Here is an 18319-nt window from a genome sequence, read left to right as displayed (position 1 = left end):
TCAGCCTAATCCAGAGATCTCATACGGTGCGTCTAGATAACCGACTTCGGCGGCTCGTTAAAAACATTTTTGGGTCTGCGGCCGCCCGCTTTTTTAATCTGCTCATTGTCATGGCGCTCATTCCGCTCACCATTAACACGCTGAGTGCGGCTGATTATGCCTTTCTGTCAATGGCGATATCATTATCGGTGCTGTCCGCTTACGCAGACCTCGGTATTGGACTGGCGATTGTCAACACCCTGGCGGGGGAGAACGACAAGTCCGTCTCCGAAGAATCTCGAAAAGCTGTTTCGGTGGTCTGGTTTACGTTGCTGGCGATTGCATGCACGGCCCTGACTGTGACTGGGGCATTGGCACTCTGGGTCTACCACTTTGCGCCTATTGCCGACGTTCCACGCTACCAGGCAATGCTGCTGGGATCCGCTTGCGTCTTCGTCGGTTTGCCATCAGGACTGATTCAACGAATTTTGTTCGCCCGTCACCGCACAACCGAAGCGAACGCATGGACCACAAGCGGGCGTCTACTGTCGCTGTTCTTTGTGTGGGCAGTGGTAGAGAGTGGCGTCGCAAACTTGTCATTGCTTATTTTCGGGGTGATTGGCGTACCCGTCATCATTGGCTGGGTCTCAGTACTGGTGGTGTTCAGCAGAAGCAGCATAAAGCCGTTAGTGCCTCGCGTTGAACATTATGATAACGCCCTTTTAAAACCTTATTTGATAACGGGACTGTCATTCTTGATTCTGCAGGTCGTACCGTATGCAGAAGTCGGCGTAAACACGCTACTGGCCGGCAGTCTAATCGGCATCGACAGTGTGCCATCACTGGATGTGTACACGCGGTTGTATACCTATGTTCCCGCACTGATCTCGATTGCGCTGTTTCCGCTATGGCCAGAAATCGCCAACGCAAAAGCGCAAGGAAATGTGGCCTGGATCTTAAAAATAACGCGTTGGGCTTATTACCTGACTGGAACCCTGGCACTCGCCATAAGCCTCGTTCTTTTGCTCTTCGGAGAGCACTTGGTTATGGCGTGGACCCACCAGAACCTTACACTGCCCTACCCCGTGCTGACCGGCATGGCGTTATTTGCGGTACTTACTTGCATCGGCACGGTGCAGTCGATGGTATTAAATGGTGCTGGCGTCATTAAGCAACAAGTACAGCTCTACATTGTTTACTTAATTATTTTGCTCACGGCAAAAATATGGGCTACGTCAGCGCTGGGATTATTGGGTATGATATGGTCATTGAACGCTTGCCAAGTACTCCGACTAGTAGTGGGAGGATGGCTGCTCACTACCAACATCAGACTGACGTTCTCCAAAAACGTAAAAAACAGCACATCTTTCGCCCATAAAAATTCGTAACCCCACCAACGTGCGGCTACCGCGCTTACATTAACGTGACTGGGATCTTCAGCATGCAAGAATTTTGTCCTCAACCGGGTCATTCTACGGTGCTCCCTCCCCTTAAGATAAAAAGTGAGCTAGACCGATCCCGACTTAAAATGACACTCAGATTAACGCCCTTATTAATCGGCTTTGTCGCCAGTCAGAAACTGGCCTTAGGCGGTGAGTTCTATATAGGCGAAATTCTTGCGCTCATTTACCTAGCGATAAACTTGGGCTCGCTTAAACTCGAAAAAAACACCACAGTACTCATTGCGTTCGGTATCATTTGGGCCACCTGCCAATTTATTTCCGACCAAGTCAATCAGTCCGATGCCGTGGACTCGCTAAAAGGTGTGGGCGCCCCCCTCATTTTCTTATCCACGTTCATTGCCTTGTCGATATATTTTGATCGCGACAATCGGCGCATGCCGTCATTTCTGATAGGTGCCTACCTGGGTGCCATTCCACAGTTTATTTTATTTCCAAGTGAATATTTTTTGGGCAACGCGTGGAAATGGGGTATTGGGCAACTAGTCATCGCGCTCTTTGCCACGGTCTACACTTTTTTCATCGCACGAAAAAAAAACGCCTACCTCATCCTGTTCGTCAGTCTTTTTTCCATCTTCAGTCTTTTTAATGATTCGCGGAGCATGGCCATTTTTCCGGTCCTCGCCGTGGCCGCCTACCTATTGCTCAGTCGCAAACGTTTCGCAGCAGCACTCAATACAGTTAAAGGACAATTTGCCGCAACTAAAATGGTTTTTTTGATTTTTGCTTTTTTACTATTAATCAACGCGGTTTTCACTGCTATTTTTTCATCCGATTGGGTCCTTGATAAACTTCCCGAAGAATCGGCGAAAAAATTTCAAGTACAGGCTAGCGGCGAGTACGGATCCCTTCTCGGCGGCCGTAGTGAAATGTTGGTGTCTATCGGTGCTTTTCTCGATAAGCCCTTGTTGGGTCATGGCTCATGGGCAAAAGACACGGGCGGTTATCAGGACAAACTGACCGCTCTAAAATTTGCATTGGGCTACTCAGAAAAAGATGAAGCAAACTACAACACCGATCTTATACCGGTCCACTCCTACCTTATGGGAGGACTGGTCTGGGCCGGTGTGGGTGGCGGCCTGTTCTGGATAATCATGAGCCGCTGGTTATTAATTGAGTTCATTAGAAATTTTAGCTTTCTCGGATTCTATTTTTATAACGGACTCATAGAACTATTCTGGGACATCATGTTTTCACCCTTTGGGGCAAGTGCCAGGTGGAGCACAACGCTATTCATTGCAGCACTTTACTGTTACTCAAGACGTCTTTCAAAGAGCGGAAAAACAAATTGAAAATATCAATTATCACGATTTCATTCAATCAGGCGGACTATTTAAAAAAATGTATAGACTCCGTACTTTCCCAAAATATCAAGGACTTGGAATATATCGTAGTTGACCCCGGAAGCACCGATGGCAGCCGAGAGATCATCGAGGCATATGGCGACAAATTAATCAAAGTTTTCGAAAAAGACGCTGGCGCTGCGGATGGCCTTAATAAAGGATTTTCACGAGCCACCGGAGAAATCTTTGGGTTCATCAACTCCGATGATGAATTGCTACCCGGGGCGTTGGAAAAGGTCGCCGATGCCTTTCTGAAGAACAGTCAAGCGGGCGCCATTTCAGGATGCGGTTACTTTGTTGATGCCTCTGGAGCGTTTCTAAAATCAATTACTCCTTCGCAGTTCACACCCTGGCGTTATGTGCATGGTGCAGTTTCCGTCTTTCAACAGGGTACTTTTTTCCGTAGTGACTGGTTTAGAAAAGTCGGCGGATTCAATACTGATAACCGAACCTGCTGGGACGGAGAACTGTTTTTAGGTATGGCGCTTGCGGGTGCCCATTTCAAAACCATCGGTGAGGAACTTGCGATTTTTCGGCTGCATGAGGCTTCCATCACAGGGAGCGGACGTCTGAATGAACTGTATGCCATGGATGCCGATCGGCTTTTCCGCTCAGCGCTGAAACGGCCCCGATCCGAAAGAGACCGTTACATCGATATTCTGGCAAAACTGCGCAAATGGCTGTTTGAGCCTTCATGGCTGATACGCCGTATTGCCCGACTCCGATAGGTGCAGGACATCTCAATATGAATACTCATCGTCCTTCACTGCAGAGGCTCGTCATTTGGGAGCCGTCACTGTCCCCTCACAAGTCCGATTTCTTCACGGCACTGGCACGTTTAAACCCTGAATGGGAGGTGATTTGCTGCGCCGATAGAGAACTCTCTGAGGGTCGTCGCGCCATGGGCTGGAGTGTTCCCAAGCCCGTAGGCTATAGAAATATTGTAGCGCCCAGCTCCCAAACTATTGAGTGGTTGGTGGCGGAATCTGTTTCCACGTCGCTGCATATCTTTTCAGGAATACGTTGGGTTCCAACGATTCTCAAAGGGCTAACAGCGGTAAGAGCCAATAAAGCGCGCTACGCCATTATGTCTGAGCCTCGCGTGGGCTCGGGCTGGTCTGGCGCATTAAGGTGGCTGCAGTCATGGGGAGAAGAACGCTATCACCGTCGCCATGCGGCGTTCATCCTGGCCATTGGGCGTAATGGACCACCCTGGTTTAAGTCGATTGGTTATTCTGCGGAAAAAATCATTCCGTTTGCTTATTTCATATCCCCCCCCAGCGTGAAAACTTATATTCCACCCTCCAGCGAAAAACTACGCGTCGGGTATTTGGGCCGTCTGGTGAAGTCTAAAGGTGTATTTGACCTGGTGGACGCACTGGCTCACTTAAACAGTTGCGTAACGCTCGATATCGCCGGCGGCGGTGCCGATGAGGACGCGCTGAAAGCTTATTGTATTTCAGCTGGTGTAGAGGCGACCTTGCACGGCGTATTACCCATGAGCGACGTCAATTGTTTTTTTCGCCAGGTCGATGTGCTGGTACTCGCCTCTACCACGGCGGATGATGGATGGGGCGTCGTTGTCAGCGAAGCACTTATGTGCGGCGTCGCTGTTGTGGCCACTGCAACCGTCGGGGCATCGGTAGTTCTTGAGCGAAGCCTGTTTGGTCGGTGCGTTCCACCCAACAAGCCAACTGCCATCGCCGATGCCATTGAAAACCTAAGGGATACGGAAGAGCTAAACCCCGTCAATAGAGCCCTGCGAGCAGCGACAGCCACGAGCATTCTCTCTGCACATGCGGGAGCTGAATATCTGATGCGTGTGATTTCGTGGCATGACGGGCGCGACGCTCGACCACCGAAGTTTTATGAGGAACACAACTAGCCATTGATCACATCAACTTAAAACAGGCATCTTTTTATTTCTAACCAGAATAAACGGCTTTTCTATGACAGAAAACGTCACAATAGAACATACTGCAACCAACGTAAGAACAACAGGCAACCAAGCACTGTATTGAAGCACGCCACCCTCTTCGAAAGAAAACACTTCAAGCACTGAAAACAATATATAAAGTATTAAGCCGTGCGTCAGATAAATACTATAACTCACTTCCCCAAGCGCCTTGAGCCCACGACTGTCAAGCACCCCAAAAACATTATTCCCCAGGGCAATCATAATGAACGGGACTCCGAGCGCCAGCATCTGAATAATAGAATATCCTTGCCCCATGAACATTGCAGAAACGATAAAAACTAAAACCACCAGCGAACTCAACCGACCTTTAGCCAAAGGCAAAAATTCTGGAAAATTTATCTTTATGATGACAGGCGCAAAGCCTATAAAGAACAGCAACGCTAATTTCGGTACCACCAATCCCGCGTAAACACCGGGAATCGCCAATCCCAGTGCAAGCATTGACAAGAAGCAATATTTTCCGTACCACTTCATATTAAAAAAAGCGGCAACTATCGGAAGAGAGCAATAAAAAAGCCATTCATATCTAAGCGTCCAATGTGCGCCTGATGTCATGTGCACACTCTCCACGGATCCATTGAAGGAAGAACCTACGAAAAGCCCCCAACTTATCATTGCTTTTATTAGCCCTCGTGTGTCGCCATTCATTACACACCCAGTTTTGATCACGCTGATCACAAACACCATTAGCACTACAAATAGATAAAGGGGCATTACCCTTTGTATTCTCGACCTTAAGATACTGCCCCACTCTGGGTTCTTTCTGTAAATTTTCCCAAAAAACAAAAACCCGGTGATCATGAAAAATAGCGAGACCGGCACAACCCCCATATTATTTAAAATATCACTTTGCGGGCGCTCCCACTCCCCGCTGATTTTCCAGTGGTACGTCACTACAAAATGGTGACAAACGACAGAGGTCGCCAGTAAACCGCGTAGAGCATCAATTGGCGAAGATCTTATCAAGGTCTGCTCGGTCAAGATATTAATCCGCCTGAACACCCTCTCTATAAAGAACAAGGAAATAGCATATATAGCGACGATCAACATAGCATAATTCATACTTTCCGCCCAACCATAAACAATTATTAATCACCACCTAATACATACACATCTAGCGCTCAGGGATGACATACGATAACGTTGAACTCTTTTAAGTCTGACCATACGCACCGCCCCGACCACCATCGACAACTTTAATCCGACAAAAAATAACATCCCCTTTCTTTTATCGTTCTTCATAATAAAGTGCCTACTGGACACAGCAGCGGAACACGGCCATGAACACTTCAAAGTTATTGGTAGAACGTATTGGCCTATTTCCTTCTTCGGGAAATATTCATGTAGAGGTGAATAACTCGACCCGCGTCGTCGAACGCATGCAGGTGTTGTATGCCGACAACTCCCTGGACAGCAACGAGTCGTGCTCGGGGCTGTCGATGGTGTTTGCCGATTGGCGCTTCAAGTTGCAGGTGAGCGATGCGCTGTCGGTGTGCCTGTGTGTGGAGAGCCGAGGCGATAGCCAGTTCATGCAGGTCAAGACTGCCGAGTTGCTGGCAAACATTTCCGGCACCGAGGAGCGTTTATGAGCCTGCTGGAAGATGTGCGGCGCAGTTATGCGCTGAGGAAATTGACCCGGCTGTTCGAAGGTTTTGCCGAGCCTGCCGTGGGCGCGCAGTACCGTCGTAATACCCAGGCGATTGGCCGCTGGCTGGACCAACTGCACGGCAGTTCCCCGCAGCAAATCACCCACACGCTGTTCAAACACATGAGAGAGTCGCGCAGCCGCGGCGATGAGCGGCGCTTCAATGCGCAGACGGTGTTGCTGGAGTTGATGGTAGAAAGCAACCGCGCGCTGGACCTGGTGACCTACTCGGCCTTGCTGTGCGTGACGTCCAGTCGCCAGGAAGGCTCTTGATGGGCCTGATCGGCACCGGACAGGCTGATGGCGACCCGGTTGAGCAACAGCTCGGCGTTGTACTTAGGCACCAGCGCACATAACAGCAAGACCACCAGGCCGCCACCGATGAACGAGGGCGACACCTTGACCTCGGCGGCTTCGATGCGCCAGAGGAACGCGATGGCCGCCGTGGCGCCCAATACGGCGCCGGCCAGGGCTTCATTCAGAGGATGGATATACGGCGCAACGCAGTAGGCACTGAATCCTAGACTGGCGATCAACCCCACCAGGGCCGCTGGCCAGCGTAGCGTCGGGTTGAACTGACGCGCGACCAGACTCGCCCCCACCGTGACCATCAGGCTGGTGTTCATGGCATGCCCACTCAATACGGCAATGTCCAAGTGCTCGAACGACAAGCCCCAACCCTTGAACAGCAACTTGCTGACGGCCACCAGCGAGTAAGTGGCAAAGACCGTGATAACCCAGGCCCGAAGCGCCCGGGGATTGGAGTACCACAGCCAAACGGCAATGATGGTCGCAGCCGGAATCATGACGGTAATGCCGCCATATTGCGCTAGTTCTGCCCGCATCGTGCCCCAACCTGACAAGCCCATTTCGGCGCTCATCAGACCTCAGCGTCGGGGAAATTACAACGTTATCTAGGGTCAGCCTTTCATGGTGAACCGGATTGTTGTAGCGAGCGGGCTACCAGTTCGCGCCCAGGCCCAATAATCCTAGTATCTGGCGGCGCAAATCCACCAGGTAAGGGTCATCACGGTGCCGAGGATACGGCCGGTCAATGGTCAGCTGTGCCTGGATCTTGGCGGGACGATCGCTGAACACAATCACGCGGTTGGCCAACAGCAACGCCTCTTCCACATCGTGGGTCACCAACAATGCCGTATAGCCTTGGCGCTGCCACAGGTAGATCAACTCCTTTTGCATGGTGATGCGCGTCAGGGAGTCGAGCTTGCCCAGCGGTTCGTCCAGGATCAGCAGGCGCGGTTGGTTGACCAGTGCCCGCGCCAGCGCCACCCGCTGAGCCATGCCGCCGGACAGCTGCCGAGGGTAGGCGCGGGCGAACTGGCTCAGGCCGACTTTGTCGAGGGCCTCATCGACCTTGGCCGAATGGGTCTTGAGCAACCCCTGGGCTTCCAGGCCCACGGCGACGTTGTCCCACACGCGGCGCCAGGGGTACAGCGTCGGGTCCTGGAATACCACCACCCGGCTCGGGTCTGGTCCGGTGATGGCTGCACCATCGGCCAGCAGGCGGCCCGAATCCGCCGGTTCCAACCCGGCAACCAGGCGCAGCAACGTGGATTTGCCGCACCCCGAAGGGCCCAGCAACGCGACGAATTCCCCCGGTGCCACGTCCAGCGATACCCGCTCCAACACTGGCAGGTGCTGGCCGTCCAAGGCAAAGCCATGGCTGAGGTTTTCGATGCGCAGCGCCAACCCCGTCGACGCCGGTACTGCGTGTGCCAGGGCTACCATTTCATCGCTCCTTTTTGCCAGGCCAGCAGGCGGTCACGCACCAGGAAAAGGCCGGTGATCAACCCCGAGCAGGCCAACGCCATGATCAGCAGTGCGGCATACATATTCGCATAGGCGGCCCAACCCTGGGCCCATTGCAGGTACCAGCCGATGCCGGATTTGACCCCCATCATTTCCGCCACCACCAAGGTCGAGAACGAGGCGCCGAGGCCCATGAACAGGCCGACGAACACATGGGGCAAGGCCGCAGGAATCGCCACCTTGAAGATCAGGAAACCTTGCTTGGCGCCGAGGGTGCGGGCCACGTCGTAATAGGCTTTGTCCACGCTGGCCACGCCGGACCAGGTCAGCACCGTCACCGGGAACCAGGTCGCCAAGGCAATCAGGAACACACTGGCACTCCAACTGCTGGGGAACAGGAAAAAGCACAACGGCAACAACGCCGTCGACGGCACCGGCCCCAGGATGCGCAGCACCGGGTGCAGCCAGTAACCGATGCGCGTGGACCAGCCGATGGCCACACCGGCAATAAATCCGGTGATCGCCCCCAGTGCAACGCCCGAGCCCAGCAGCAATGCTGAATGCAACAGGCTGTCGGCCAAGCGTGCGTAGTCTTCGACATACACCGCCAGCAGCGCCTGGGGCGGCGCAAAAAAAGGTACCGGCAACAACGCCAGCTTGGCCGTGAGCAACTCCCAAATGCCCAGCAATACCGGCAAGGCAATCAGCCAGGGCCCGGCCGTGCGCAGGCGCGTGCCCAGCCTGGAAAGCCTGCGCCCCACCACGCTCAGCACCACAAACAACGCCGCCACGCCCACGCAGACATTGGCCAACCCCTGCGTCATCGGCCAATTGCGTATCGCGTTGGGCCAATAGCTGATCAACAGCGCGACGGCCAGCCAGGCCGCCACCACTGCAACGCCCTGCCCCCAAAGCCTGAGGGGCAGCGGCGGATTAAGGGTGGTGGCGTCAACTGAAGACATCGGCGGTGATCTCCCTGGCAAACTCCACCGGATCCGTGCCCTTGCTGATCACTTCAACGGTTTTCAGGTCGGTGACGTAGGTGGTGATTTCTTTCGTCAGGGCTGCACCCACCGCATGGTGGCCGTGGGTGTGGTCGTGAAGGATCGCCTGCACTTCCTCGACCGAGGTATTCAACGCATGCGCCTGGAAGCCTTTGGCGACTTCTTCCGGGTGTTGCACGGAATAGTCATGGGCCTCCAGGATCGCCTGGGTCAGCGCTGCGACCACACGTTTGTCTTCGCGCACCAACTTGCCAGTAACACCGACCACGCAGCAACTGAGGTTGGCGTATTCCTCTACTAGGTTGGTGGACAGCTCCCGCGCCACGCCGGACTTGATCAGGCGGTACATGAATGGGTCACTGCCGCTCACGGCCTGCACTTCGCCGCGCTCCAGCGCCGTGCCGAGCAGGTCGGCCGGGTACAGGCGCCACTCCACATCACGTACCGGGTCCACGCCATGCTTTTTCAGCAGGATCGAGAAGAAGTTGCGGTCGGGGCTGGCCATGTCGGTCACGCCGATCGCCTTGCCTTTGAGGTCTTCCAGCCTGGTGACCGAGCCATTCACCGCACTGAGTAAACGCAGGCATCCGCCATGGGTACCGGCGGTGAGTTTCACATCAAAGCCCTGCTCCAGCGCCTTGAGCCAACGCAGTGCCATGCCCACGCCCGCGTCAGCCTTGCCGGTGGCGATGGCTTCCAGCAGCACTTCGGTGGAGTTGCCGAAGTTGACCAGTTCCACATCAAGGTTGTGCTTGGTAAAGAAACCCTGGCCATGGGCTATGACCACTGGGGCCAGGCAGACCGCGTTGAGGTTCACGGCCAGTTTCAGCTTGCGTGGCGCGTCGAGGCGGATGAATTCACCCGTCCCCGACGGTTCCGGGGTGGTGTTGTGGCCAGCGTGTTCATCGGCGGCAAACCCCAGGCGAGGCAGCGACAGGCCGGCCAGCGTGATCCCGGCCATGCCCAGCAGGCGGCGGCGGGTGATACGGTCGAAATCATCCATGCACAACTATCCTCTTATAAAATCAAATCGATTATATAAATGGCAGATGATTATGAAAGAAACATATAACTCTATGGTTATGCCCGATTCGTCGAAACGCGGGAAAAGCGCCCTAAGCTAAGACCGAAAGAGTATTTAACGAATAGTTTTTAGAACTTTATGCTCGGCGTTATTTCGTTGAAGATCGAGCTCGCCATGTCCATACGTCGTCCCCTCGCCGCGGTACTCGGGTTGCTGGCCTTTTCTGTCGCCGTGAGTGCAGAGGCTCAAGAAACCGTACGCATCGGTTACCAGAAGTCCTCCACCCTGATCACGTTGCTGAAAACCCAAGGCACCCTGGAAAAAGCCCTCAAGGCCGACAATATCGATGTGAGCTGGCACGAATTCCCCAGTGGCCTACCGCTGCTGGAGGCGCTGAACGTGGGCAACGTGGACATCAGCGCCGATGTCGCCGACACCGTGCCGATCTTCGCCCTGGCGGCCCAGGCCAAACTCACTTACTTTGCCCAGGAAGCACCCTCACCGTCGGCCCAGGCCATCGTGGTGCGCAAGGATTCGCCGATCCAGCAACTGAGCGACTTGAAAGGCAAGAAAATCGCCGTGACCAAGGCGGCAGGCACCCACTATCTGTTGATTGCGGCGCTGGCCAAGGCAGGCCTTGAGTTCTCCGATATCGAACCGGCCTACCTGACCCCCGCCGATGGCCGCGCCGCCTTCGAGAACAACAAAGTAGACGCCTGGGTCACCTGGGAACCCTTCCTTACCAGCGTGCAGCGTCAACTGCCCACACGCACCCTGGCCGACGGTACTGGCCTGGCCAGCTACAAGCGTTACTACCTGACCGGCACACCGTACGCCAAGGCGCATCCCGAAGTGTTGAAGGTGGTGTATGAGCAGTTGGAGAAAGCTGGCAAGTGGGTGAAAACCCACCCGCAGGACGCGGCCAAAGTGCTCGGCCCGCTGTGGGGCAACCTGGACGTGGCCACGGTAGAAGCGGCGAATGCACACCGCAGCTATCTGGTGCAGCCGGTGACGTTGGATCAGCTGGGTGAGCAGCAGAAGATTGCCGATGCGTTCTTCAAGGCCGGGCTGCTGCCCAAGGCAGTCGACGCACAGGACGTACAAACCTGGAAGCCTTGAGATCTACCTGATAGTTGAAGATCCAAATGTGGGAGCGGGGTTGCTCGCGAATGCGGTGTGTCAGTCAGCACATTTATTGGCTGATCCACCGCCTTCGCGAGCAAGCCCGCTCCCACATTTAAACCGAGCCCGACACATCACCTTGGTCGGCTATCAGTTACGGACAACTCCCTGCCCAAATCGCTGGATCGCCAGGCAATACAAAATCAACGCCAGCGCCGCCATCAACCCGCCCGCCGCGCCGATCCAGGCGAAGCCAAAGTGGCTGCCGACCCAACTGCCCATCAGCGCGCCGCCGCCGATACCGATGTTGTAGATCCCGGAAAACATCGCCATGGCCACGTCGGTCGCATCCGGTGCCAGCACCAGCACCTTGGACTGCATCGCCAGGCCAAAGCCCATGATCGCCATGCCCCAGAAAATGCTCAGCACCACCAGGTACGACTCGGCACCGCTCAATGGCAGCAGCAGCGCCAGGCACGCAGCCAGGATAAACACCGCACCGACCACGAACAGGTGCGGGTTGAAGCGGTGTACCAGGCTGAACAGCAGCGAGCCGATGATGCCCGCACCGCCGAACACCAGCAGGATCAGGGTTACGGCGCTGCCACTCATGCCAGCCACGCCTTCGACGAAGGGTTCGATGTAGCTGTAGGCAGTGAATTGCGCAGTGACGGTCATCGCGGTCAGCACGTACAACGCCACCAGCGCCGGGCGCTTGAACAGCAACGGCAGGCTGCGCAGGGAACCGGAGTTCTGGCTCGGCAGCGGCGGCAAGGTGCGCGCCAGCCAGAACACCAGCGCAGCAGCGAAGGCACCGATCACCAGGAAGGTGGTGCGCCAGCCCATGGCTTCGCCCAGCAAACGGCCCAGTGGGATGCCCAATACCATCGCCAGCGACGTACCGGTGGCCAGCAGGCCGAGGGCTTGCACCTGCTTGCCCTCCGGCGCCAGGCGCACCGCGAGGGACGCCGTGATCGACCAGAACAGTGCGTGGGATAGCGCGATGCCGATCCGACTGAGCATCAGGATGCCAAAGCTGGTGGCGATGCTGGAAAGCACATGGCTGGCGATAAACAGGCCGAACAGCACGATCAGCAGCTTGCGCCGTTCGACGTTGCGGGTCAGTAGCATCACCGGCAACGAGGTGAGGGAGACGATCCATGCGTAGATGGTCAGCATCAACCCGACGCTGGACACCGGCATGTCGAAGCTGGCGCCAATGGCGCTGAGCAGCCCGACGGGCACGAATTCGGTGGTGTTGAACACAAAGGCGGCCAGCGCGAGGGCGATGACCGGTTGCCAATTGGCTTGGGGGGTTGCGGCTGAAATGCTCATTGAAGGGCGCGGTACTCGGACGATGATCAAGCGGCCACCCAGGACAAGCGCCGCCGCCGAGTATTCTATAGGTTTCTCGGCGGTCTGTTGATGCTGAAACTGATCAAAAAGCCATCAGTTTCATCACGGCGCGGTCATGGTGACGATGTAGGCCCCCGACTGAATTGGCTTTCCACGGGAGTCCACGAGCTTGTACCGCTGGTCGTAATACCTTCCTTCACCACTGTCGCTCACCAACTTGACGTTGACCGGCGCATTGCCAACCGCCTGCACGCTGCGGATGGTTTTTACATCGAACTGATTGCCGCGAAAGGCCTGCGGGCACCCTCTCAGTTCTAAAGTTGAGCCGCTCGATGCGCCGGCCTCGCAGCCCGGCGCCACAACACTGCCGCGAAATTGAATCACGCCGCTGGCCAGGCAACTCCCCGCCCACATCGCAAGCAAGCCGGTAGCCAATGACAAACACTTGATGTTCATGTCGACGCTCCTTCTTGGGTTGTTAAGAAGGTCATCGACACATCAAGAGCGGACTTTAGGCCTTTTGGTCTCCTTAATCGCGCTGGGCGACGAGGTCGGCGTTGATCACCACCAGGTCAAAGCGCAGGTCGCCGTACTCCAGCAAGGCGGACATCTCATCCAGGCTCGATACCGGGGCGATGGCGTAATAACCCTGGCGATTGAAGTCCCGTTCCAGCCTCAGGCGTTCAGGGTGCGCCGGGTCGACAATCATGATGCGCAGACGTTTGTTGATCATGGCTGGCTCCGGCGGCGCTGTTGCGCGCTGTCTTGCAGCCAGCGCATCAGGTCGGCCCCGCCCATGGGGCGTGCGTGCCAGTAGCCCTGGCCCTGGGTGCAGCCCAGTTCCAGCAACTGCTGTTGCTGCTCGGCGGTTTCGATGCCCTCCACCACCACCGACATGTCCAGCGTCTTGCCGAGGGCCAGGGTACTGCCGATGATCGCACGGCAACGAGGCTCATGGGCCAGGCCGCGCACGAACTCGCCGTCGAGCTTGATCTCGGTAAACGGCAACTGGCACAGGCGCTGCAACGATGAGAACCCTGCGCCAAAATCGTCGATGGACAGCCGACAGCCCAGCATGCGCAAACGCACCAGGTTTTCCAGGGACACGGCAGGCACTTCCAGCAGGCCGCTTTCGGTGAGTTCAAAGGTGATACCGCTGCACGGGGCCTGGTAGGCGGCCAGCATGCCCTTGATGTGGGCGGTCAACCCGGCATCCGCCAATTGCGCCGCTTGCAGGTTGAACGCCAGGTTCAGGCTCAAGCCCTGCCCCTTGGCGCTGCGCTGCAAGGTAAGCGCCTGCTGCATCAGCGCAAACAACAGCTCATCCATCAGGCCTGCCTGCTCCATCGCCGGCAAAAATACCGCCGGCGACAACACGCCCTTGAACGGATGGTTCCAGCGCGCCAGTACTTCCACCCCAAGTACCGCGCCGGTCTGCAGGTCGAACTTGGGTTGGTAATACGCTTCCAACTCCTGATCGAGGATCGCCCGGCGCACCTGTTGCTCATCGGCACTGTCCAGTGGCGACTGTGCCTCAAGGGCCACCGGGCGTTGGCTCAACGCAAGTTCGAGCAACGGTTGCAACGCGTCCGCCTGCAAGGGCTTGCCGATATCCCCGAGCATGTTGACCCCCAGCAAGGCCCCCATTTGCCGCACGGCGCGGCGCACATCCCTAGGCAGGCCACTGCTCACAATGATCGCACCCACTTGCCCGGTGGCACTGATGCGCTGGATGAATTCCAGGCCGTCCATGCCGTCCATTTGCAGGTCGCACACCACCACGTCCACAAAGCCTGCGCGTTGCAGGGCGGCCAGGGCCTCGTTGCCGTTGGCGGCTTCCAGCACTTCGCCGCAGCCCAGTTGTTTCAGCAGGCTGACGGCCACGGAGCGTTGGAACAAATGGTCTTCGAGCACCAGCACCCGCAGCGATAGAAAAGACATGGCAAGGCCTCAGTAGTAGTCAATGGTGAAGGTGGCCGTGGCGTTGGCCGGGCCGGCGGTGATGGTGTCTGCGGTCTGGATATAACGCGCCTTGAGCGGGATGGAATAGCTCGCGCCTTCGTCGGCACGCGGGGTGATGCCGCTGGGCAGCAACGCCGCCAATCGCAACGGGCCACCGTGGCTGTCGGCAACTTGCACCCCAACGCCGCTGGCCGCAGGGTTGTCGCCTGGGGCGCTGGGATTCACGTTCAGGATGCCTTGGGTCGGGTTGATCGCCGCCAACGTCGGGTCGAGGCGTACGCGCAGCACGTTGTTCTTGCGTGAGTTCAGGTTTTCCACCAGGCCGCTGCCGCCGTCACTCGTCCAGGTCGGCCCGCTGGTCTGGTAGTAACCGTTGAACGCCGGGCAGTTGTTCAGCGCAATGGAAAAGTCCTGCCAGGGCGTGAAGGTATTGCGGCCAGAAAACTCACTGACTTTATGGGTGCCCATCGCCACGGTGACATCCGGCGTGGCGCAGGTGCGTGAGACGATGTTGATGCTGCCGGAGAAACTGAGCCGGACCGGATCAATGGTGGTGTCGGTGATCAGGTTACGGCCGGCCGATGGAATGTTGCTGCCATTGACCACACCTGGCGACACCGGCCCGGTCTTGATAAACAACACGGTGAACGACGTCGAAAACGGCAACAGGCGGATCGTGCAGGCCGATGTCCAACCGGTGCAGTTCATCCAGTTCCAATCGTAGGGCAGCACGTCATTCGCGTGGGTCACCACGATGCCGATCCCTGCGACTCCGCTTTGATAGACTTTTCCGGCGTAGGGACCCGATGACCAACTGCTCAACGGCAAGGGGGTTCGGGTAAAGAAATTGCGCTCAATGGCGTACGTCGTGATGTCGTTGCAGGTGACACTGATGTTGTTCGCCGGGTAGAACGTTTGTCGATACACCTCCGCACCCAGCGGCACATCTCGCCCTACGGTCAGGCTGCCACCCGACAAGGGCATGGTCACGACCACCCCCCGGTTGCCCACCGCATTATCGTCCGCGAACCGGCAGGTCGCGGCGAACACCACCTGGCTGCCGAGCATACTCAACACACACACCAAAACCGCCAATACGTACTTCATAAACACCTCCGAATTAGTTCGCCGCACACACCACATCCACCTGGCGCAACTGCTGGCCGTCACTTTTGCCGGCGGGCAACGGCAATGCACATTGCTGACCGGCCTTGCTCCCCCAACTGATCAGCAGGCGCCGTGCGTCGTCCTTGACCCGTGCGTACAGCTGGCCGCCCTGCCCCACTACGCCCACCGACACGCCCCGGTCATCGGTCACGCTGGCGCCAAACGGCAGTGCGCGGCCATCGGCCAGGGTCACGTTGAGCAGCAGCGCTTCACCGGTGCTGGTGCCGTACTTGAGCGCCACCACCGCACCGGCACGCGGCGCCACTTGCTGGCTGGTTTCGGTGAGTTCCACATCCAGCGAGGAGCCCATCGGGTCGATCGCCACTTCGTTCAGCTCGTAAGGGCGCAGGTACGGCACCACCGCATTGCCCCGGCCATCGAGTTTCAAGCCCGGAAAACCAACCACCTTGGCGCCTTCTGCGCCGGGTGCGCTGATCACCGCCATGGTCTCGCCGCGATACGGGGTAAAGGTCACGCCCTCGGGGTGGGCGACCACACTGCCGCTGGCGTTCAGTGACAGGCTGTCGTAACCCTGGCCACGGCTGACCGTGCCGCCAACAATCGCTTTAGGCCCGATGTACTGGCCGTTGACCGACGTACTGTTGCTGGCGCTGGCGCCCTCATGGCCGCCGGTGAGGCTGTATTGGTACTGGCGATCTTGACCGGCGGTGCCGCTGAGGGTCGCTTGCTCGCTGTAGGTGCGCTGGGTGTCACGTATCACACGCGCCGACAGCTGCGGCTGGTTGGTGGACTTGCCGAACTCCAGTGGCATGCTCACGGTGAACAACACACTGGTGTCCATCTCGCCCAATCCGACTCGGCTGCGGTTGGCGCTGATGCCATAGCTGACCTGGCGCACCTGCTTGCTGTAGCTGAACTGGTACTGCACGTCGCGCCCCGGTTGGTTCCAGTAATTCTGGGTAAACCCGCTGAACGCCACCTGGCCCCAGGGCCCGAGGGCCTGGTTGGCGGTGAGGGTCAGGCGGCTGCGCGGACGGCCGAACAAGGACGTGTCCAGGCCCGTGCGTTCGACATCCAGCAACTGCATGGCATTGCTGAAATCCAAGTAGTCCTGGGTGGAAAACCGCGTGGCGGCCACGGCGAAGTTGCTGCCGGTGCTGAGGATGTTCTTGCTGTAGCTCATGCGCACACTTTGCCCGCTGGCCTGGCCGCTCTTGAGGTCGGTCTGGGCCTGGGTCACGTCTACCGCCATGGCGCCTATCGGCGTCGCGAACGCCAGGCCGCCGAGCAACGCGCGGTAATCGTCACTGCCCTGCACCCCGCCGTAGCCGGTGAAAATATTGCTCAGGCCCAGTTGATAGGTGCCCTGCACCAGCTTGGCTTGGCTGTCGAGGTAGTTGCTGCGGGTTTCACCGGCGGTCACGCTAAAGCGCGACGTGCCGGGCCGCAGCAATTGGGCAGTGGCGGCGTATGGCACGATGAAACGCTGCTCGCTGCCATCCGCCTCGTAGACCGTGACGTCCAGGTCGCCGCCGTAGCCGGTGGCGTACAGGTCATCGATCACAAACGCGCCTGGCGCCACGGTGGTTTCGTAGAGCAGGTTGCCAGCCTGACGCACCGCCACCCGCGCACCGGTGCGGGCAATGCCTCGGATTACCGGCGCGTAGCCACGCTGGGACTCGGGCAACATGCGGTCGTCGGTGCCCAATTGCACACCGCGATAGGCCAGGGTGTCGAAGATCTCGCCACTGGTGTTGGCTTCGCCCACGGTCAGTTGGCTTTGCAGACTCGTGATATCACGCTGCGCGTAGGTATTGAGGGTCTGGTAGTTCTGCCCGGTGTCCTTCTGCCAATTCAACGAGCCGTTGTGGCGCAGGCGCCAGTCGCCCAGGTTCAAGCCCGCGTTCAGGCCCAGGTAAGCCGAATCGTAGGTGCCGAAGTCGGTCTTGTTGTGGTTGGCGTTGAAGGTGTAGCTCAGGGTGCCGGCGGTGACGCCACGGTCCCACAGTTCAGGGCTGACATACCCACGGGCATCCCGGCGCAGGGCGATCTGCGGAATGCTGATATCCAGTTGTTGATTGGCCGGCGAAAAAGTCGCAGAAGCACCTTCGATCAACTGGCCCAGGTCCAGGCAGGTAGCACCGCTCTCCAGGGCGGCGGTCGCGTGCACCGACAGCTTGTGCATGTCCACGCCGATCAACTGCAGCAGGCCACTGTTGAAACACACCACGGGATGGCTACCGTCCGCATCGGCATTGATGCGGATGTCCTGACGACTGACCAGACTGCCATTGACCGCCACATCCGCCCGGTAGTTACCCGGCAGCACCGGGTTGCCCTTTTGGTACCTGGTAAGGTCAAGGCTGCGGGAGTCTTCGGGCAGAAAGGCGTCGTTGAATTGCACGTCTTCGGCCCATGCCGACGGGGCCAGCAGCGCCACAAGGGCAGTCAACACCCCAGCGGTGAGCGGATTGAGGGCAAAGCGCGGTTGCACCTGCGGGCCGTGGCCCAGGCGGGAATCAGTCATGGTCAGTTACTCGTACGCTGG

Annotated in this window: 18 protein-coding genes; 7 read left to right on the top strand and 11 right to left on the bottom strand. The window is 57.4% G+C overall.

The genetic code is table 11. The features are described from left to right. Nucleotides 1-26 precede the first annotated feature (26 nt). The 4 genes from CFE47_RS00620 to CFE47_RS00605 all read left to right on the top strand — a co-directional run bounded on the left by CFE47_RS00620 (nucleotide 27) and on the right by CFE47_RS00605 (nucleotide 4667). A complete protein-coding gene (locus CFE47_RS00620) occupies nucleotides 27-1367 on the top strand; it encodes a lipopolysaccharide biosynthesis protein (protein ID WP_286835041.1) in 1341 nt (446 codons plus the stop codon). Between the two features lie 140 nt (nucleotides 1368-1507). Further along, nucleotides 1508-2731 carry a hypothetical protein gene (locus tag CFE47_RS00615; RefSeq protein WP_286835040.1) on the top strand — a complete coding sequence of 408 codons (1224 nt, stop codon included), beginning with the start codon at nucleotides 1508-1510 and terminating at the stop codon, nucleotides 2729-2731. Next, nucleotides 2728-3510, top strand: a complete 783-nt coding sequence (locus CFE47_RS00610; RefSeq protein WP_286835039.1) for a glycosyltransferase family 2 protein — start codon at nucleotides 2728-2730, stop codon at nucleotides 3508-3510. The genes CFE47_RS00615 and CFE47_RS00610 overlap by 4 nt, the downstream gene beginning before the upstream one ends. A 17-nt stretch (nucleotides 3511-3527) precedes the next feature. After that, the gene (locus tag CFE47_RS00605; RefSeq protein ID WP_286835038.1) at nucleotides 3528-4667 is read left to right on the top strand and encodes a glycosyltransferase; all 1140 of its coding nucleotides are present in this window, start codon (nucleotides 3528-3530) and stop codon (nucleotides 4665-4667) included. 12 nt (nucleotides 4668-4679) lie between these two features. Here CFE47_RS00605 and CFE47_RS00600 read toward each other — a convergent pair whose 3' ends face one another. Further along, nucleotides 4680-5741 carry an acyltransferase family protein gene (locus tag CFE47_RS00600; protein ID WP_286835037.1) on the bottom strand — a complete coding sequence of 354 codons (1062 nt, stop codon included), beginning with the start codon at nucleotides 5739-5741 and terminating at the stop codon, nucleotides 4680-4682. A 299-nt stretch (nucleotides 5742-6040) separates the two neighbouring features. Here CFE47_RS00600 and CFE47_RS00595 point away from each other — a divergent pair, with 299 nt between their 5' ends. Both CFE47_RS00595 and CFE47_RS00590 read left to right on the top strand, forming a co-directional pair. Further along, nucleotides 6041-6349 (top strand): phosphomannomutase, encoded by a 309-nt coding sequence (locus CFE47_RS00595; RefSeq protein ID WP_233081344.1) that lies wholly within the window; start codon nucleotides 6041-6043, stop codon nucleotides 6347-6349. Continuing rightward, a complete protein-coding gene (locus CFE47_RS00590; protein WP_286835036.1) occupies nucleotides 6346-6678 on the top strand; it encodes a hypothetical protein in 333 nt (110 codons plus the stop codon). Before CFE47_RS00595 ends, CFE47_RS00590 begins: the two co-directional genes overlap by 4 nt. Here the strand turns inward: CFE47_RS00590 and CFE47_RS00585 are convergent. The 4 genes from CFE47_RS00585 to CFE47_RS00570 all read right to left on the bottom strand — a co-directional run bounded on the left by CFE47_RS00585 (nucleotide 6630) and on the right by CFE47_RS00570 (nucleotide 10182). After that, the gene (locus CFE47_RS00585) at nucleotides 6630-7250 is read right to left on the bottom strand and encodes a phosphatase PAP2 family protein (protein WP_286835035.1); all 621 of its coding nucleotides are present in this window, start codon (nucleotides 7248-7250) and stop codon (nucleotides 6630-6632) included. The genes CFE47_RS00590 and CFE47_RS00585 overlap by 49 nt on opposite strands. Before the next feature lie 115 nt (nucleotides 7251-7365). Continuing rightward, on the bottom strand, nucleotides 7366-8154 hold the full coding sequence (locus CFE47_RS00580) for an ABC transporter ATP-binding protein (protein WP_286835034.1): 789 nt from the start codon (nucleotides 8152-8154) through the stop codon (nucleotides 7366-7368). Beyond that, nucleotides 8148-9137, bottom strand: coding sequence for an ABC transporter permease (locus tag CFE47_RS00575; RefSeq protein WP_286835033.1), 990 nt, complete (start codon nucleotides 9135-9137; stop codon nucleotides 8148-8150). The genes CFE47_RS00580 and CFE47_RS00575 overlap by 7 nt, the downstream gene beginning before the upstream one ends. Continuing rightward, nucleotides 9124-10182, bottom strand: coding sequence for an ABC transporter substrate-binding protein (locus CFE47_RS00570; protein WP_286835032.1), 1059 nt, complete (start codon nucleotides 10180-10182; stop codon nucleotides 9124-9126). The genes CFE47_RS00575 and CFE47_RS00570 overlap by 14 nt, the downstream gene beginning before the upstream one ends. A gap of 195 nt (nucleotides 10183-10377) precedes the next feature. On the opposite strand from CFE47_RS00570, the gene CFE47_RS00565 reads away from it, so the two are divergent. Then, nucleotides 10378-11322, top strand: coding sequence for an aliphatic sulfonate ABC transporter substrate-binding protein (locus CFE47_RS00565; protein ID WP_286835031.1), 945 nt, complete (start codon nucleotides 10378-10380; stop codon nucleotides 11320-11322). Nucleotides 11323-11475: 153 nt separating this feature from the next. On the opposite strand, the gene CFE47_RS00560 is transcribed toward CFE47_RS00565, so the two are convergent. The 6 genes from CFE47_RS00560 to CFE47_RS00535 all read right to left on the bottom strand — a co-directional run bounded on the left by CFE47_RS00560 (nucleotide 11476) and on the right by CFE47_RS00535 (nucleotide 18298). Further along, nucleotides 11476-12660 carry a sugar transporter gene (locus CFE47_RS00560; RefSeq protein ID WP_286835030.1) on the bottom strand — a complete coding sequence of 395 codons (1185 nt, stop codon included), beginning with the start codon at nucleotides 12658-12660 and terminating at the stop codon, nucleotides 11476-11478. A gap of 123 nt (nucleotides 12661-12783) precedes the next feature. Next, nucleotides 12784-13137 carry a type 1 fimbrial protein gene (locus CFE47_RS00555; protein WP_286835029.1) on the bottom strand — a complete coding sequence of 118 codons (354 nt, stop codon included), beginning with the start codon at nucleotides 13135-13137 and terminating at the stop codon, nucleotides 12784-12786. Nucleotides 13138-13210: 73 nt separating this feature from the next. Further along, nucleotides 13211-13414: an ANTAR domain-containing protein gene (locus tag CFE47_RS00550; protein WP_286835028.1), complete on the bottom strand. Its 204-nt coding sequence runs from the start codon at nucleotides 13412-13414 to the stop codon at nucleotides 13211-13213. Further along, on the bottom strand, nucleotides 13411-14622 hold the full coding sequence (locus CFE47_RS00545; protein WP_286835027.1) for an EAL domain-containing response regulator: 1212 nt from the start codon (nucleotides 14620-14622) through the stop codon (nucleotides 13411-13413). The genes CFE47_RS00550 and CFE47_RS00545 overlap by 4 nt, the downstream gene beginning before the upstream one ends. 9 nt (nucleotides 14623-14631) lie before the next feature. Further along, nucleotides 14632-15750, bottom strand: a complete 1119-nt coding sequence (locus CFE47_RS00540; RefSeq protein ID WP_286835026.1) for a fimbrial protein — start codon at nucleotides 15748-15750, stop codon at nucleotides 14632-14634. 13 nt (nucleotides 15751-15763) lie between these two features. After that, complete coding sequence (locus CFE47_RS00535) at nucleotides 15764-18298, bottom strand: fimbria/pilus outer membrane usher protein (RefSeq protein ID WP_286835025.1); 2535 nt, start codon at nucleotides 18296-18298, stop codon at nucleotides 15764-15766. Nucleotides 18299-18319 lie beyond the last annotated feature (21 nt).

This window comes from Pseudomonas sp. PGPPP1, from assembly GCF_002255865.1.
Taxonomy (GTDB): Bacteria; Pseudomonadota; Gammaproteobacteria; order Pseudomonadales; family Pseudomonadaceae; genus Aquipseudomonas; species Aquipseudomonas cremoris.
Note: the sequence above shows the minus strand (reverse complement) of the source record. Positions and strands in the feature narration are given on the sequence as shown.

Excerpts from the sequence above, each read along its gene's own strand:
- CFE47_RS00545 (WP_286835027.1), bottom strand. The coding sequence starts at position 14,622 with ATGTCTTTTCTATCGCTGCGGGTGCTGGTGCTCGAAGACCATTTGTTC.
- CFE47_RS00590 (WP_286835036.1), top strand. The coding sequence starts at position 6,346 with ATGAGCCTGCTGGAAGATGTGCGGCGCAGTTATGCGCTGAGGAAATTG.
- CFE47_RS00575 (WP_286835033.1), bottom strand. The coding sequence starts at position 9,137 with ATGTCTTCAGTTGACGCCACCACCCTTAATCCGCCGCTGCCCCTCAGG.
- CFE47_RS00550 (WP_286835028.1), bottom strand. The coding sequence starts at position 13,414 with ATGATCAACAAACGTCTGCGCATCATGATTGTCGACCCGGCGCACCCT.
- CFE47_RS00580 (WP_286835034.1), bottom strand. The coding sequence starts at position 8,154 with ATGGTAGCCCTGGCACACGCAGTACCGGCGTCGACGGGGTTGGCGCTG.
- CFE47_RS00605 (WP_286835038.1), top strand. The coding sequence starts at position 3,528 with ATGAATACTCATCGTCCTTCACTGCAGAGGCTCGTCATTTGGGAGCCG.
- CFE47_RS00535 (WP_286835025.1), bottom strand. The coding sequence starts at position 18,298 with ATGACTGATTCCCGCCTGGGCCACGGCCCGCAGGTGCAACCGCGCTTT.
- CFE47_RS00555 (WP_286835029.1), bottom strand. The coding sequence starts at position 13,137 with ATGAACATCAAGTGTTTGTCATTGGCTACCGGCTTGCTTGCGATGTGG.
- CFE47_RS00560 (WP_286835030.1), bottom strand. The coding sequence starts at position 12,660 with ATGAGCATTTCAGCCGCAACCCCCCAAGCCAATTGGCAACCGGTCATC.
- CFE47_RS00565 (WP_286835031.1), top strand. The coding sequence starts at position 10,378 with ATGTCCATACGTCGTCCCCTCGCCGCGGTACTCGGGTTGCTGGCCTTT.
- CFE47_RS00570 (WP_286835032.1), bottom strand. The coding sequence starts at position 10,182 with ATGGATGATTTCGACCGTATCACCCGCCGCCGCCTGCTGGGCATGGCC.
- CFE47_RS00585 (WP_286835035.1), bottom strand. The coding sequence starts at position 7,250 with ATGCGGGCAGAACTAGCGCAATATGGCGGCATTACCGTCATGATTCCG.
- CFE47_RS00595 (WP_233081344.1), top strand. The coding sequence starts at position 6,041 with ATGAACACTTCAAAGTTATTGGTAGAACGTATTGGCCTATTTCCTTCT.
- CFE47_RS00540 (WP_286835026.1), bottom strand. The coding sequence starts at position 15,750 with ATGAAGTACGTATTGGCGGTTTTGGTGTGTGTGTTGAGTATGCTCGGC.
- CFE47_RS00615 (WP_286835040.1), top strand. The coding sequence starts at position 1,508 with ATGACACTCAGATTAACGCCCTTATTAATCGGCTTTGTCGCCAGTCAG.